The sequence below is a fragment of the Pseudomonas sp. zfem005 genome (genome assembly GCF_032621735.1).
Taxonomy (GTDB): Bacteria; Pseudomonadota; Gammaproteobacteria; order Pseudomonadales; family Pseudomonadaceae; genus Metapseudomonas; species Metapseudomonas solani.
Window position 1 is genome coordinate 177,058 of sequence record NZ_JAVYJE010000010.1, and the last position, 15,098, is coordinate 192,155.

The window sequence follows — 15,098 nt, forward strand, 5'->3', positions numbered from 1 at the left end:
GCTTCTCCCGTGGGAGCGGCTTTAGCCGCGAAGGGCCGCGCAGCGGACCCGGGGCGCCCCTGCGGGCCGCATCGCGAATGAATTCGCTCCCACGAGCCGCACATCAGAAACTGCCGAACAGGCTGCCGAGGGTGATCACCACCACCAGGGCGGCAAGGGGGAAGATCACCGTGTTCATGAAGATGAATCTGTAGGAATCGCGGTGGGTCAGCTTGCAGATGGCCAGCAGCGAGATCACCGCGCCGTTGTGGGGCAGGGTGTCCATGCAGCCGGAGGCCATGGCGGCGACCCGGTGCAGCAGCTCGGGGCTGATGCCGGCGGCGTTGGCCATCTCCAGGTACTGCGCGCCGAGGGTCTTGAGGGCGATGGACATGCCGCCCGAGGCCGAGCCGGTGATGCCGGCGAGGATGTTCACCGCCACCGCCTCGGACACCAGCGGGTTGCCCGGCACGCTCAGCACCAGGTCGCGGATCACCACGAAGCCGGCGAGGGAGGCGATCACCGTGCCGTAGCCCACCTCGGAGGCGGTGTTGAGGATCGGCAGCATGGAGCCGAAGGTGCCGTCGTTGAGGCTCTGCTTCAGGTCCACCCAGCGCCGCCAGTGCAGGCCGATGAGCAGCAGCACCGCTGCGCCGAGGGCGACGATGATCGACCAGATGCCGATCACCGACTTGGCGTCCTGCAGGCCGCCGAATTCGGGCTTGGCCAGGTAGCTGGTGTCGAGGTTGGGCAGCACCTGCTTGGCCATCAGGAAGTTCAGCGCGATCACCAGCAGGATCGGCAGCAGCGCCAGCCAGAAGCCGGTCACCGGCAGGCCGCCCTGCTCGGTGGGGTCGTCCTTGTGGCTGCCGTAGCCTTCGCCGGCGGCCATCAGCTTGCGGGCCTGGGCGGCGAGCCACCAACTGCCGAGGCCGAGCATGATCAGCCCGCCGATCAGGCCGAGGATGGGCGCGGCGAAGGCGTCGGTGCCGAAGAAGGGGCTGGGGATGGCGTTCTGGATCGCCGGGGTGCCGGGCAGGGCGGTCATGGTGAAGGTGAAGGCGCCCAGGGCGATGGCGCCGGGCAGCAGCCGCTTGGGAATGCCCGCCTCGCGGAACAGCGCGGTGCCGATGGGGTACACGGCGAAGGCCACCACGAACAGCGACACGCCGCCGTAGGTCAGCAGCCCGCAGGCCAGCACGATGGCGAGGATGGCCCGCTCGCGCCCCAGCCGGGTGACGATGCCCTGGGCAATGGCGCGGGCCGAGCCGGAGTCGTCCATCAACTTGCCGAAGATGGCGCCAAGCAAAAACAGCGGGAAGAACTGGATCAGGTAGCCGCCCAGGGACTTCATGAACACCTGGGTGTAGGTGGGCAGCATCAACGCCGCATCACCGGCGAACAGCACCGCCAGCAGCGCCATCAGCGGCGCCAGGATCAACACGTTGTAGCCGCGGTAGGCCAGGAACATCAGCAGTGCGAGGGACAGCAGGATTCCGAGGGTACCCATGGGATTTCCTTCTTGTTGTTGTTTTGAACCGCCGCAGCGGCCGGGCCTGGGTCGGCCCTTTGCCGGTATAGAGCGAAAGCTGTGCCAAGTGGGCTGAAAAGCCCTGGGGAAGGCGCTGGTGCTGGGGTGGGGGTAATTTAGCCGGGAGGCGAGGGGGCGCTTGAAGTGTCCAATTAACTGGACGATGTCTTGTTTATTGGACGCCTATTTCCATCATTGTCCAGAAATATGGACATCCCATACCCCGCCGCGAGGTGCCCGGATGTGTAGGGTGGATGGCGCTTTTCCATCCACCACCGTGCCTGCCCCCAATCACCGTGGCCGCAGGAAAATGCACACCCTGCCCGGCGACCAACCCCGCACCGCGTGGATCGATGAAGCGCGATCCACCCTACGCCGGCCTGGGAGCTTCACGGGGGGTATGCCGCTGGCGTGCCGGCCCGCAGGCCTGGCTACAACCCGTGCGCCTGGAGCTTGTTGTAGAGGCTGGCGCGGGCGATGCCGAGGCGTTCGGCGGCCTGGGTGCGGTTGCCGTCGCAGGCGGCGAGGGCGCTGAGGATGGCCGCGCGTTCCGCCTCGGCGAGGCTGTCCGCCAGCGGGCGCACGGCGGGCGGGGCGGGCTCGGCAGCCGCTGCGGGCGCCGGGGCGGGTGCGGCCGGTTGCGGGTCCACCAACAGGGTGCGCAGGTCACGTGCCTCCAGCGGGCGGTTGCCATCGCCCAGCAGCTGCGCCCGTTCCAGCAGGTTGCGCAGCTCGCGCACGTTGCCCGGCCAGGGCTGGGCGCAGAGCAGGTCGAGGGCGCCCTGCTGCAGTTCCAGCGGCGGCTGGCCGGAGCGGGTGGCGATGTCGTCGAGCAGGTAGTCCACCAGCGCGGGCAGGTCTTCCCGGCGCTCGCGCAGGGGCGGCACGCGCAGGGCGAGGACGTTGAGGCGGTAGTAGAGGTCTTCGCGGAATTCGCCGGCGGCCACCTTGGTCTCCAGGTCCACATGGGTGGCGGCGATCACCCGCACGTTCAGCGTCTTCACCTGGTTGGAGCCCAGCGGCTCCACCTCCTGCTCCTGCAGCACGCGCAGCAGCTTGGCCTGCAGCGGCAGGGGCAAATCGCCGATCTCGTCGAGGAACAGCGTGCCACCGTCGGCCAGCTCGAACTTGCCGGCCCGCGCGCGGCGGTCGGCCCCGGTGAAGGCGCCCGGCGCGGTGCCGAACAGCTCCGCCTCCACGAGCGATTCCGGGATGGCCGCCACGTTCACCGCCACGAAGGGCCCGCTGGAGCGCAGCGACAGGTTGTGGATGCCCTGGGCGAGCAGCTCCTTGCCGGTGCCGGTCTCGCCGCGCAGCAGCACGGTGGCGTCCAGCTGGGCGGCGCGGCGGGCCTGGCGCTTCACCTCGCTGGCAGCGGCGCTGGTGCCGATGAAGCCGGCGATGGTGTAGCGCGCACGGCGGGCGCGGGCCAGCTCGTGCTGGGCGGCGGCCAGCTGGGTCTGCAATTGGTTGTACTTGGCCATGACCGGCTGCAGGTGGCGGGCGCGGTCGAACAGCACGAAGCCGAGGGCACCGACCAGGGTGCCGTCCTCGTCGCGCAGGGGGATGCGGGTGACCACGAAGTGCTCGTCGCCGAAGGCCATCAGGTCGAGCATGCTCGGCAGCCCATTGCCCACCACCTCGCGCAGGCGGCTGGCCGGCAGCACCTCCTCCACCTCCTTGCCGAGCACGCTGCGCGGGTCGGCGATGCCGATCTTCTGCGCGTACTTGTCGTTGATCCAGACGATCCGCGCCTGGCGGTTCACCGCGATGGTGCCTTCGCACTGGGCGTTGAGGTGGTCGAACAGCAGGGGCATCGCCACGGCGCGGAAACGCTCGGGCGAGACGCCGATGATCAGGCCGTGTTCGTCGAGATCGTCGCGGGAAATGGCCATGGGCGGTGAGGTCCGGAGGGGCGGGAGCGACGGATTATGGGCGGGGCGCCGAAACATCGGCAAGGAACCCTTTGCGCTCGCCGGCAGTCGATCAGGAGGTAGACGAATTTCCCTACAAGGAGCTTTTGCATGGACCTGATCCGCATCCTCATCGCCATCATCCTGCCGCCGCTGGGCGTGTTCCTGCAGGTGGGTTTCGGCGGCGCCTTCTGGCTGAACATCCTCCTCACCCTGCTGGGCTACATCCCCGGCATCGTGCATGCGGTGTACATCATCGCCAAGCGCTAGCCGGCTGGTGAACAACTGACTGCGTGGCCGCTGCGGCGTTGAAAACGCCTTGCATCGGCTGCCTCGCCTACGTTTTTCAACTTCGTGACGGGCGTTAAAAGGAACGGGGACGCCATGCGTCCCCGACTCCGTTCTATTGCAGCGTGGCGAGTTCGCCGCCCTCGAACAGCTCCGCCACATCCTTCACCCGCACCCACTGGCGGCCCTGCCATTCCATGACGCTGAACTCCCTGCCCTGCCAGGTCACTCGGCGCTGGCGGGGCAGGTGCGGCGTGGCCTGGGAGCGCAGGGCGGGGATCACCTCGCCGGTGATCCACTGGCGCAGGCCACGGTGCTCGGGGTGATAGAAGTTGACCTTGAGCAGCTCGCAGACGGCGCTCTCGCTGATCAGCAACAGGGTTTCCACCGCGCCCTGGTGGTTCTCCACACGCTCGTTGCGCCACTGGTCCGGGTCCAGTTTGCGGGTCAGCTTGTCGTCGATATGGCGGTTGGTGAGCGGGCCGAGGTCGCTGGCGACGACCCAGGCCTGGTCATCGATGAGCAGCGCGCGCAATGCGCGGTGGTGGCGGTGGAAGACGCTGGGAACGAAATAGTCGTGGGACATGATGAGACTCCTTCCTTGCAGGGGAGCCGCCACCTGATCCAGGGCGCATAAGGGTGGCGGACCGTACGAGGTGTGGAATACCGGACGATAGGGCCGGTGGGCAGACGCCCGCCTCGCACGGTCCGCCATAGACAGCCAGGGTTATCGAACGGAGTTTCCAATCGGTGACCCTGCTTATGGCGTAGGTGCTTCCTATCGTGTTCGGGATTCCACTCCCGGCCATGCCGAGGCATGACGGTGGGAGACGCTACAGAGCGCTCTTGTAGGACGGCAATGGCGAGGGTGGGTAGGAAACTTCGGAGAGAGGCGAGGCGGTGATAAGGCCTGCCTCGCAGGAATGAAAAGCCGCGCAATGCGCGGCTTTTTCACGGGGGGTGTGCCAACGCAATCTTGAATCAAGGATCATCGGATTATGAGTTGCTTAGGAATGCTGCAAAGCTAGTGAAGTCGTGTGTGGCTTGGCGCAGATAGCTTGTTGAAGTCAGTTTGGTTGCTGTTGTCGAACCCAATTGGGACAATTGGTGGGTGCTGGGTGTTATCCGCTGATGCACCATGAATATTTGTCCAGATATCCTGTTTATCTGGATATAGCAAGTTGAGTCATATGCGATGTGATGCTGGAGAGAACGTCGCTCTCGCGCATACCACTAAGCTCTATGCAGAGTTGATCGATAGTTCGCTCCCAGTGATATCCATTTCTAGGGTTGAATAAGCCAACTTTTGAGAAGTTTAAGGTTCCATTTAAAAAAGCTAAGCTTGAGTAGGTCAGCAGTTGCTTTATATCACTAACGCGAAATTTTCTGTCGCCTGCTTTTATTTCATAAAGGCAATCATTATAAATTAAGTCTCCCTCGCAGGCTGAAACAATGCCACATCCAGAGAATTTTGGTCTGAAAATAATGCTTTGAGTTTTTGGGAAAAATAGCATTAGATTTTGTGTCAGACCAAATACCTCTAATTGTGCATTGTTGTCTAGAGTTTGTGCTATTGATTCTTCTTCATTGGTTATTCTGAAGATGTAGTTGGCAATTTTTTCTACTGAGTTTTGGGCGATAGGAATTATCAGTTCCTTTCGTGGAAGAAGTCCCATTTCTTTTGATTTTTTAAATGTTTCAAACGCTAGCTCATTTAGAAAGCCGCGGAGCTTAGGGTCAGCTCTATTCTCGATTGGTGAAAGTTCTCGCTTGATCTTTAAATTTTCTCTTCTCCAGTATGTATCCGCTAGTGGGGTTATTTTATGCCACACAGACGTGAAGCTAGACGAGAAGTGCTGTTCGGATATCATACTGGAACCTTCCAGTTTTTTTGAGCCCTTTGTTTAGACTCTGCTGCCCATTTGATGATGAGTTTATCAAAGGGGTTTAAATCGTTTCTCACAGACTCTCGCCAGTGCCTTCCTTCGTCCTCAAGAATATATGAACTTATAAGCATGGCTCTTCGTTCCCATCCGGTTAATGTTGAATAGCTCTTTCGGCAATTGGATATCCAGTGGTCTGCCCCTCTATGTGCCATCATTAATATGATGTCTCTCTTTATCATCATGTTAAGTGGCTGTTTATAAAGTGCAGATATTAGAATTTCTGTTTCCTCTGATGCATCTGATGCGAGAACTCTCAAAGCATATGCAAGATTGGTGGGCACTTGAGTTATATATGAGTTGGACGATATTAGGGTTCTCAGTCTTTCGAATAGCTCATTCTGCACGCTGGGCTCAAGATTTTGAAGCAAGCCCCTGCACAAAAGCATCACCGATGGGAAGATTGGATAAAGCAAATCAAGATTATTTACTATAGATCTAATCGCGTCGTTCTGGACTGCGGGTTGCAAGTGTTTTAGCGCGGAAATTAGTCGCCTAGACAACCCTTCATCAATCCGGCTTTTTGTTAGCTCTCTGCCTAGCATGCCTACAACGTCGAACTTTGCTAACTCTCGCTTGAGGGCCTCATAGTCACTCTCTGCGGTTAATGAGTATGGGTCGTAATAAACCCGAAGTCGCCGGAATGCACGTTCTTCGGTGTCGCTCGCGTTTTCATTCTCCTCGGGGGGTGAGAATTCTGATGTTGAAAGGAATTCTTTGGAGGTCATTATGCGCGTTTTTGTCTTTTGTAATGCTAGTCCTTCGTTTGTCAGGAGCAAATCTGTGAGGGATATAAGGGAGGAGTAAGCTTTTTCTTTGCTCTCGGCAAAAATAACAAAATCATCTACGAATCTGCAAAAAGTAACTGATTCCGATAACAATAGTCTATCCACTCGATTCAGCAATAACTCGCTCAGTATCCTGGCTGCAGGGCCGCCTACTGGTAGTCCATACGAAACATTATCAGAGATCGACTGCAGAATGATCATGATTCTATTAATTATATCGCCATTGTTTGTTGCTTTTTTTAAAGCGTTTTCTAGCCTGTGGTGATAGATTCTTGGGTAAAAATCAGAGATGTCACATCTGAGTGCGTAGGGGTAATTTTGTGCGTGCTCTAATGAGGTGCTTTGAAAGGTCTGCCATCCAATATTCTTGTCGAAGAGTGAGCCGGTAGATTTGTCGGGGTTAAACCTGTAAGAGAAAACTATCTGCTGGCCTACTCTTTTGTTTTCAATTTCCTCAGCGATGCTTATAACTAGTGCAAGAAGGTATGCATTCCATATTGGATCAATTTGCGTGCCCCATCGAAATCCACTGTACCCAACAACTGATAAATTTTTGGCTGTTAATATTGGTATGCTTTTTATGGATTCCTCGAAGTTTTTATCGATTTCTTCGAGTATTTTTACTGCCTCTTTACTTAGGTCTTTGAAGATGTGATTTTCTATTGGATAGGGAAATATGTCTGTATCGCCAAATTGGGCGATATTTTTAACTGCGAGCTCAAAGATTTCAGGCTTCACTATTGGCATTTTATTATCCCAGAGGCTTCAAATTGAGGTGTTATTTGCTAATTGCTTTTCGCGGAAGTTGTGGTTGTCCGGCTTTGGCAAGTTTGAGCAGTCGAAATCTGAAAATGTCTCGTTAGAGATGATTCGGTACAGGCCACGGTTTCTAACTCTCCAATAGGCTTCAAATACTCTGTATCTAGCGACAATTGGGAAATGACGAACACCCCCAAAACTTTTGCCCCGCCTTCTGCCCCGACTTCACCGTTCGAATCACCAGCACATTGCCGCACTTGGGGCATTGCCTCTCGGCGGTCGGGTCATTGCGTCGCTGAAGGTTCCGCACATGTTCGCGGTGGGTGGAGAGGGTGGGCGCGCGCCGGCTTGTTTGCAGGGCGCGGACCAGGGTGGCGACCTGGGCGTCGCTGAACACCGGCTGCTGGAATGACTTGATGTAGCGGATGAAGCCGATGCCCTGGGTGACGTTCGCGGGCATGGCGGTCTTGAAGGTGCTGCCGCCGACAAAGGTAATGATCGAATGCAGGTGTTCGGGAGCGATGCCGAGGGTGGCTTCCAGGGCCTTCAGGTGTTTGTAGTTCTGCCGCAGCGGGTTCTGGAATTTGTAGCTGTGCTTGGGGAATTTCTGCGTCCACTGGGCCTGCTGTTCGCTGCCGAATATCCAGCCGCTCATGTTCTTGGTTTCCAGCACGAAGATGCCGTAACGGGAGAGGAAGACGTGGTCGATCTGGGTGGTGCCGTCGGGGGTGGCCAGGGTGACGTTGTGCAGGCGGTGGTAGATCTGCCTGTCCAGTTGCCAGTGGGCGAAGAGCCGGACGAGGATTTCGCCGATATAGCCCTTGCCCAGGCGGGACTTGAGCAGGCCGAGCAGCAGCATGGCGGGAATCAGCCAGGCCATCGCGCTGAAGAGGGGTTGAAGCAGGGGGGTAGTGTCCATGCGCTCTTCCTTGAGCCAAGCCATTCGGGTGAGTCCAGGAGGCTGCTGGGACGCGCGCCTGGAGTCCGGTTGAGGGCGGTTGGCTGGATAATGGCTAATTGCTGTTATCCGCTCAAGGGGGCACAGACCATTGGCTAATGGCGGGTGGGATTACCTCGGGTTTGTTTGAGCCGGATCAGTTCAGGCGCGTAGCGGCGGGGCAAGGGTTTCTGCCCGATTCCTTAAGGGCCGGCCCTGCGTTCGCTCGGGTATGAGCCGATTAGCGGGTCTATTCGGCTCATGGGGTGAGCCGAATAACGCGAGCTTGCCAGCTCGCTTTTGATTTCCCGTGTTCTCGTTTTCATCTCCGGGTGCCACTGGCCAGGCACACCGAAGCCGCGCCGTGCGCGGCTTCGGTGTGGGGAGAGGCGTGCCGGTGTGCGGGCCTAGTAGACGGCCTCCAGGCCGGCGGGAAGCCGCATGCCGCCGGCGTCGACCTGCAGCAGCTCGGCGTCCGCCCGCTCCTCCGGCAGCGCGCGTTTTTCGGCGGGGACCATGAGCGACCAGGCCACGTCGTAGCGGGGGCCCGGGTTGGCGGAGGTGTCGGGGCCGGGGGTGGGGGCCACCGGCTCGATGGTGCCGACGGCGCCGCTCGCCTGGGCGATCTGGTAGCCGTAGACCGGTTTGCCGCCGTTCTCGGCGCTGGTGATGCCCAGGCCGCTGGAGGTCACCGTCTTGCCGGTGCCGACGCCGGGGGTGTCGTAGTGGCCGGTGGTCGGTGTGTGGAGCGCCACGGTGTCGCCGTCGATGGTGCCGGACACCGCGTAGTTGCCGGCAGCCAGGGTGGCGGCGGTGGTGCCGTCGTAGGGTTTGGTGACGTTGCCGACGAGCTGGGCGGTGAGGGTGGGTGCCAGGCTGTAGAGGAAGCCGTTGCCGGCGCCCGCGACGGTGCTGCTGCCGTAGCTGGCGTTGTATTGCTTGAAGTCGTAGGCCAGGCCGCCACGGGTGTCGCCCGCCGGGTTCGCCGACCAGACCAGCCAGCGCCCGTTGGGCGTGGCCAGGGCGTTGGCGCCTGCGTTGTTGGTGAAGGCCTGGCCGGCCAGTTCGATGGCGGTGCCGGTGGCCTGGGAGGTGATGCCAGCGTTGAGGGTCAGGCGGTTGCCGGCCACCAGCTTGAGGGCGCCGTCCACGGCGATGGCGCTGTTGACGGTGATGTCGTTGCTGGCCTGGAGGGTGAGGGTGCTGCCGGCGACGGCGGCCTTGGCGATGGCGCCCGGGCTCACCATCTGGTCGCCGGCGCTGTTGTTCAGGGTGTCGGCCAGGTCGGCGCCGCGCTGCACCAGCCACAGGCTGCCGGCGCCGCTCTGGCCGTCGACCGTGGCCTGCGGCGAGCGCACCAGGAAGTCGTTGCCGGCCAGCAGCTGGATGCCGCCGGAGCTGATCTGGTCGCCGGCCTGCAGGCCGACCAGGCCACTGCTGGTGGAGGTGTAGCCCATCAGGCCGGTGCTGCCGCTGCCGATCACGACGGCGCCCAGGTTGGGCGCGGAGCCGGAGTTCCAGTTGTAGTAGGGCACCACGTAGTCGTGGTTGGGCAGTACGTAGAGCCCCTCGTGGGTCAGGCGAGTGAGGCCGGAGCCATAGAAGGTGTTGCTGGCGTTGGTGAGGCCGACCAGGGGCGCGTCGCTGTCGATCAGGGTGATGGAGCCGGCGAGGGCGCCGCCGTCCGGGTTCCTGGCGGAGAAGCCGTAGATCAGGAAGTGGCCGTTGCCCAGGTCGAGCACGCCGCCTTGGGCGCCCAGCGAGGCCAGCCGGTTGCCGCCGACCAGGGCGGTCGTCGGGGAGATGCTGCCGACGAAGCTGCCGTCGTTGCTGCCCACCGCGACGTAGCCCTGGCGGTCGCCCCAGTTCGAGTTGTTGAGGACGAACTTGCCGTTGCTCAGCACGGTGATGCCCGGGTCCATGGTGTCGACCATCGCGTTGCTGCTGTCGAAGGTGCCGGTGCTGGCGGCGCTGCCGGCGCGCCATGCCACGTTCCCCGACCCGTCGTGCCAATGGGCGTTGCGGATCAGGTAATTGCCACCGGCCAGGGGGATGATGCCGCCACTGCCGACCATGTCGTTGTCGAGGTCGCCCACCATGGAGTTGGCGGCCGACACGGCGCCGACCGTGCTGCCGTTGCCGTTGGCCCAGGTGACCGCGCCGACCAAGCTGAGGCCGTTGAGGGCGTCGTTCCAGTGCTGGCTGGTGATCACGTAGTGGCCGTTGGTGAGGGCGGTGGCGGAGAGGCCCACATGGTCGTAGGCCGTGGTGCCCACCAGGGAGTTGCCGGCATTGATGAGGCCGACGGTGCCAGTGATGCCGTTGCCCCAGGTGGAGGCGCCCACTTCCGGGTTGTTGCCGTCGCTCCAGTTGGGGCTGCTCACCACGTAGTGGCCGCTGGTGAGGGCGGTGGAGGATTGGCCCACATGATCGTAGGCCCTGCTGCCCACCAGGGAGTTGGCGGCGCTGATGGCGCCCACCGTGCCGCCATTGCCGTTACCCCAGGTGGCGGCGCCCACCTCGGGGTTGAGGCCGTCGCTCCAGTAGGGGTTGTTCACCACGTAGTTGCCGTTGGCGAGGGCGGTGACGCCGAGGGTGCCGACCCGGTCGTTGGCGGTGCTGCCGATCAGGGAGTTGCCGGCGCCGATGACGCCGGCGGTGGGGCCGGTGCCGCTCATCCAGGTGGCGGCGCCGGCGCTGCCGTTCCAGTAGCCGCTGGTGACCACCACGTTGCCGTTGCTCAGTTCGGCGTAGCTGGGTTTGTCGCCGTAGGGGTGGTTGGAGACGTAGCCGACCCGGTCCGCTGCGGAGCTGCCGATCAGGGAGTTGCTCGCGTCCACCACGCCGGTGGTGGCGGTGGAGCCGCTCATCCAGGTGACGGCGCCGGTGTCGATCTGCGGGGTGAGGTGCCAGTGCTTGCTGAAGACCAGGACGTTGCCGTTGCCGAGGCTGACGATGCCGCTGTTGAGGTTGCTGTCGGTGCCGAGGAAGTCGTTGGTGTTGCTGCCGACCATGGAGTTGGCGGCGCCGATGACGCCGGCGGTGGGGCCGGTGCCGCTCATCCAGCTGACGGCGCCGGCATCGACGGCGGCGCCGTTGTCCCAGACGCTGCTCCAGGTGATCGCGTTGCCCTGGCTCAGGGCCAGGACGTTGGTGCCGATGTAGTCGTCGGCGCTGCTGCCGACCAGCGAGTTGGCGGCGCTGACCACGCCCGTCAGCGCCTGGTTGGCGTAGCCGTAGGTGACGGCGCCGGCGTTGGTCGCGCTGCCGTTGTTCCAGAACCTGGAGCCGATGATGTAGTTGCCATTGGTGAGCGTGGTGAGCGAATGGCCCACGCGGTCGTTGGTGGTGCTACCGGTGAGGGAGTTGGCGCTGGTGACGAACCCGGAAAGCCCGGTGGTGCCGTTGAACCAGGTCACCGCGCCGACGTTGGCCAGGGCGCCGTTGTCCCAGTCGGGGCTGCCCACCGCCACGTTGCTGCCAGCCAGCGCGGCGACGCCGCCGGAGCCGATGTTGTCGCCGGCGCTGTTGCCGTAGAGGGCGGAGATCAGCCCCCCGGTCTTGCCGTTGTAGAGGAAGGCCGCGCCGGTGCTGAGGTTGCCGAAGTAGGCGCCGGGTGTGCTGACGACGATGTTGCCGTTGGCCAGCTGGGTGATGTTGCCGCCGCCGTGCTGGACCCCGGCCTGGGGGTTGGGGTCGGCGAGGTCGATGTAGAACTGGTCGCCGACCGTGTCGGTGATGACCAGGTTGGTGGGGTCGAACAGCACTTCGCCGCCCTGCCCGGCGTTGACCTGCCCGCCGTAGTTGAGGGTGCCCTTGCTCGACACCTCGATGAAGCCCCGCTCGCCGGTGGCGGCCTGGCCACGGAAGTCGGTGCGCGCGTCGGACCAGACGACGATGTCGCCGTCGGCGCCCTTGGCGCTCAGTTGGGTGTAGGGGTTGACGGCGGTGGTGTGGGCGTTGGCCACCTCCGGGTTGGCGCCGTGGGCGTCGCCGCCGATGCGGATGGAGCCGCCCTTGGCGGTGCCGTCGGCCTTCACGCTGGCGGCGGCCAGGTTCACCGTCTGCCCGGTGACGGTGATGTCGCCGCCGCGCTGGCCATTGGCGCTCAAGCTGCCGGAGATGAACGACGAGTCGCCGCCGTTGACGCGGATGGAGCCGCCCTGGGTCGAGCCGTTGGCGGTGATCTGGCCCTGGGTGGTCTGCAGGGCGCCATGGCTGGCGTCCACCGTCACCGCGCCGCCATTGCCGTCGGCATGGATGGCGCCGGCCTGGATGATGCCCTGGCCGGCCAGGCTGATGCGGCCACCGGTCGCGCCGCTGGCGTCCAGGGTGCCGGTATTGACCAACCTGTCGCCTGCCAGGCGGATGACGCCATCGTGCTGGCTCACCGAGCCGGCCTCGACGATCCCCTCGTTGTTCACGACGGCGTTCAGCAGGCCCTCGGCCGCCTTGGCGGTGAGGATCACCTGGCCGCCGTCGGCCTGGATCAGTTGCTTGTTCTGGGCCAGGGCCTGGAGGGTGCCCTTGTCCACTTCCAGGCTGACCAGCTGGTCGCCGGCGAAGTCCAGGGTGACCTTGTCCCCGGCCGCCAGGGCAGCGCTGCCGAGCCTGGCCTGGACGGTGCCCTCGTTGCTGACCTGGGCACCGAGCAGGGCCACGTAGCCGCCGTTGGCGGTGAGGCTGCCCTGGTTGGTGACGCGGCCGCCCTTGCCCTCGAAGGCGAAGTTGCCGGCGGCGAGGTTCTGGTCCGACAGGTCCAGGGTCGAGGCCACCAGGCCGCCGACGTTCACCTGAGCGCCGGGGGCGAAGAGGATGCCGTTGGGGTTGATCAGGAACACCTGGCCGTTGGCCTGCAGGGTGCCGTAGAGGCTGGAGGGGTCGCTGCCCACCACGCGGTTGAGGGCGATGGCGCTGCTGTTGGGCTGGACGAAGCTGACCTTCTCGCCCTGGGCGATGTTGAAGCTGTTCCAGTTGATCGCGAGGTTCTGCGACGACTGGGTGACCGTCATGCTGCCCTCGGCGCTGGCGATGCTGCCTTGCCCCAGGCTGACCTGGCCGTCGGTGGGCAGGGCGAGGGCGTGGCCGCTGGCGCCGGCGAGGAGGACGGCGAGCAGGGCCTGGGCACGGGCGCGCTTGCCCTGGCCGGTGGCGTTCTCGGGGGCCGGCACGTAGGTGCCGTGGGCGGCGTTCCAGAGCAGTCGGTAGACGTGGTTCATGCTGTCGGCCTTGAAAGTCGTGTTCAGAAGTACTTGGTGGTCTGCAGCCAGAGACGCGGGCTGCGGTCGTCATCGGAGGTCGGTTGGCTGCCCGTGCGCCAGGCGGCGAAGGCCTGCAGGTTGATGGCGGCGGGCAGCGCCAGGCTGACGCCGACGCCGGCCCCGGAGAGCGTGCGGCGGTTGTCGGCGGTGCCGGCCACGGGGCGATGGCTGATCCGCCCGCCGCCTGCGTCGTAGAAGCCGAAGAGCTGCCAGGTGGGGGCGGGGGCGTAGCGCAGTTCCAGGTTCGCCAGCCAGGCATCGTCGGCGGCGGCCTCGCCCTGGGGGTAGGCGCGCACGGCGTAGGCGCCGCCCAGGCTGAGCTTTTCCGAGGAGTCGAGGTTCTTGGCGGCGCGCTGGCCGGAGGCGCGCAGCTGGAGGCTGAAGCGGTCGGTGAGCCGTTGCAGGCGGGTGAGCTGGAAGGCGAGCTTGGCGTAGTGGCCGCGGGTGTCCAGCCCGGCGTCGTCGAGGGCGTCGCTGGCCGCGTCCAGTTCGAGGTTGCCGGCCACGAGGCTTGCGCCGTACTGCATGGCGCCGCCACCGAGCAGGCTGTCCTGGTGGCTGCCGCTCAGGCCCAGGCTCCAGACGTCCAGGGTCTTGTCGAGGGTGGTGTCGGTGGCGTCGACCCGGTCTTCGAGCCGCTTGTGTTCGTAGCTCAGTTGGCCGTCGAGCCGGGCCTGGCGGCTGCGCAGCAGGGGCTGCAGGGCATAGACCGAGCCGATGCTGGCCTTGCCGTGGGCGTCCAGCGATGCGAAGTCCTCGCCCAGTTCGTAGCGCATCTCCGACCAGGCCACGCCGACCTGGGTGGCCTGCGGGCCGACGGGCAACTGGTAGGCGAGGCGGCCGTAGTTCATCCCGGCGCCGGAGGTCAGGCCGCGCAGGCTGAGGGTGTCGCCGAGGCCGGTGGGGCTGTTGATGGCGAGGTTGCCGCCGAGCCGTTCGCTGCCGGTGTAGCGGTTGTCGAAGTTGTCCGCCTCCAGGCTGCCGGCCACCCGGGGGCCGGCCCCGAGGGAGACGTCCAGGTCGGTGAGGCCGACGGAGGCGCCCGGCTTGAGGGTGGAGTGCACCTCGGCGCCGGGCAGCTCGTTGAGCAGCAGCAGGGACCGTTCCAGGGCGGCGGCCTGCACCGTGTCGCCCGGCCGCAGGTCGTCGAGCTGGCGCTGTGCGGTGGCGTCGTTGAGGAGGGAGCGGTTGTCGAGTTCGACCTTGCCCAGGCGGCCTTCGAGAACGGCGATGGTCAGCAGCCCGTCCTTAATGTCCTGGGCGGGCAGGTAGGCGCGGGCCAGCAGGTAGCCCTGCTCACGATAGTGGGCGGTGATGCGCTCGGCCAGGCCCTGCAGTTGGGCCAGGCTCAGTTCGCGGTCGGTGCTGTCGGCGAGCAGCGCCAGCAGGTGCGCCTCGCTGAATTCGCGGGCGCCGGTGATCCGGAACGCCTTGACCTGGACCTTGACGTCGCTGGGCAGCGACAGGGCCGGGCGGGCCGGTGCCGGCTCGGGCAGGACGCCATCGGTGGGCGGCGGCAAGGTGAGCGGGGCCTTGATGTTTTCCAGGATCTGCCCGGCATCGGGGGCCTGGGCGGCCAGGGCCGTCTGCGCAAGGAACAGGGCGAATGCGACCGCTCCGCTGCATGCCGTGTGTTTCATGGATCCGTTGCCTCGCCTGTGATGTCACTTTGCCGGGAAGGCATGTTCCCATGGCCGCC

9 protein-coding genes are annotated in these 15,098 nt (G+C 63.8%); 1 reads left to right on the forward strand and 8 read right to left on the reverse strand.

All coding sequences use genetic code 11. The features are described from left to right. Nucleotides 1-103 precede the first annotated feature (103 nt). Together RTW82_RS22610 and RTW82_RS22615 are read right to left on the reverse strand one after the other, a co-directional pair. On the reverse strand, nucleotides 104-1,489 hold the full coding sequence (locus RTW82_RS22610) for a GntP family permease (RefSeq protein WP_222900850.1): 1,386 nt from the start codon (nucleotides 1,487-1,489) through the stop codon (nucleotides 104-106). Between the two features lie 452 nt (nucleotides 1,490-1,941). Beyond that, nucleotides 1,942-3,405, reverse strand: coding sequence for a sigma-54 interaction domain-containing protein (locus RTW82_RS22615; RefSeq protein WP_316926542.1), 1,464 nt, complete (start codon nucleotides 3,403-3,405; stop codon nucleotides 1,942-1,944). A 129-nt stretch (nucleotides 3,406-3,534) separates the two neighbouring features. On the opposite strand from RTW82_RS22615, the gene RTW82_RS22620 reads away from it, so the two are divergent. Further along, a complete protein-coding gene (locus RTW82_RS22620) occupies nucleotides 3,535-3,693 on the forward strand; it encodes a YqaE/Pmp3 family membrane protein (protein WP_009615518.1) in 159 nt (52 codons plus the stop codon). A gap of 133 nt (nucleotides 3,694-3,826) precedes the next feature. On the opposite strand, the gene RTW82_RS22625 is transcribed toward RTW82_RS22620, so the two are convergent. From RTW82_RS22625 to RTW82_RS22650, 6 genes are all read right to left on the reverse strand, one after another. Further along, on the reverse strand, nucleotides 3,827-4,297 hold the full coding sequence (locus RTW82_RS22625; protein WP_316926543.1) for a phage antirepressor: 471 nt from the start codon (nucleotides 4,295-4,297) through the stop codon (nucleotides 3,827-3,829). 577 nt (nucleotides 4,298-4,874) lie between these two features. Beyond that, entirely contained in the window at nucleotides 4,875-5,582 is a 708-nt protein-coding gene (locus RTW82_RS22630; protein WP_316926544.1) for a hypothetical protein, read from the reverse strand. Then, complete coding sequence (locus tag RTW82_RS22635; protein WP_316926545.1) at nucleotides 5,579-7,189, reverse strand: RNA-directed DNA polymerase; 1,611 nt, start codon at nucleotides 7,187-7,189, stop codon at nucleotides 5,579-5,581. The genes RTW82_RS22630 and RTW82_RS22635 overlap by 4 nt, the downstream gene beginning before the upstream one ends. Nucleotides 7,190-7,364: 175 nt before the next feature. Continuing rightward, a complete protein-coding gene (locus RTW82_RS22640) occupies nucleotides 7,365-8,120 on the reverse strand; it encodes a nuclease-related domain-containing protein (RefSeq protein ID WP_316926546.1) in 756 nt (251 codons plus the stop codon). Between the two features lie 425 nt (nucleotides 8,121-8,545). After that, nucleotides 8,546-13,357 (reverse strand): filamentous hemagglutinin N-terminal domain-containing protein, encoded by a 4,812-nt coding sequence (locus RTW82_RS22645; protein WP_316926547.1) that lies wholly within the window; start codon nucleotides 13,355-13,357, stop codon nucleotides 8,546-8,548. A gap of 23 nt (nucleotides 13,358-13,380) precedes the next feature. Then, nucleotides 13,381-15,039 (reverse strand): ShlB/FhaC/HecB family hemolysin secretion/activation protein, encoded by a 1,659-nt coding sequence (locus tag RTW82_RS22650; RefSeq protein WP_316926548.1) that lies wholly within the window; start codon nucleotides 15,037-15,039, stop codon nucleotides 13,381-13,383. Between the last annotated feature and the right edge of the window lie 59 nt (nucleotides 15,040-15,098).

Bases quoted from the DNA above. Each gene is read 5' to 3' on its own strand.
- RTW82_RS22610 (WP_222900850.1), bottom strand. From the start codon at position 1,489: ATGGGTACCCTCGGAATCCTGCTGTCCCTCGCACTGCTGATGTTCCTG.
- RTW82_RS22615 (WP_316926542.1), bottom strand. From the start codon at position 3,405: ATGGCCATTTCCCGCGACGATCTCGACGAACACGGCCTGATCATCGGC.
- RTW82_RS22620 (WP_009615518.1), top strand. From the start codon at position 3,535: ATGGACCTGATCCGCATCCTCATCGCCATCATCCTGCCGCCGCTGGGC.
- RTW82_RS22625 (WP_316926543.1), bottom strand. From the start codon at position 4,297: ATGTCCCACGACTATTTCGTTCCCAGCGTCTTCCACCGCCACCACCGC.
- RTW82_RS22630 (WP_316926544.1), bottom strand. From the start codon at position 5,582: ATGATATCCGAACAGCACTTCTCGTCTAGCTTCACGTCTGTGTGGCAT.
- RTW82_RS22635 (WP_316926545.1), bottom strand. From the start codon at position 7,189: ATGCCAATAGTGAAGCCTGAAATCTTTGAGCTCGCAGTTAAAAATATC.
- RTW82_RS22640 (WP_316926546.1), bottom strand. From the start codon at position 8,120: ATGGACACTACCCCCCTGCTTCAACCCCTCTTCAGCGCGATGGCCTGG.
- RTW82_RS22645 (WP_316926547.1), bottom strand. From the start codon at position 13,357: ATGAACCACGTCTACCGACTGCTCTGGAACGCCGCCCACGGCACCTAC.
- RTW82_RS22650 (WP_316926548.1), bottom strand. From the start codon at position 15,039: ATGAAACACACGGCATGCAGCGGAGCGGTCGCATTCGCCCTGTTCCTT.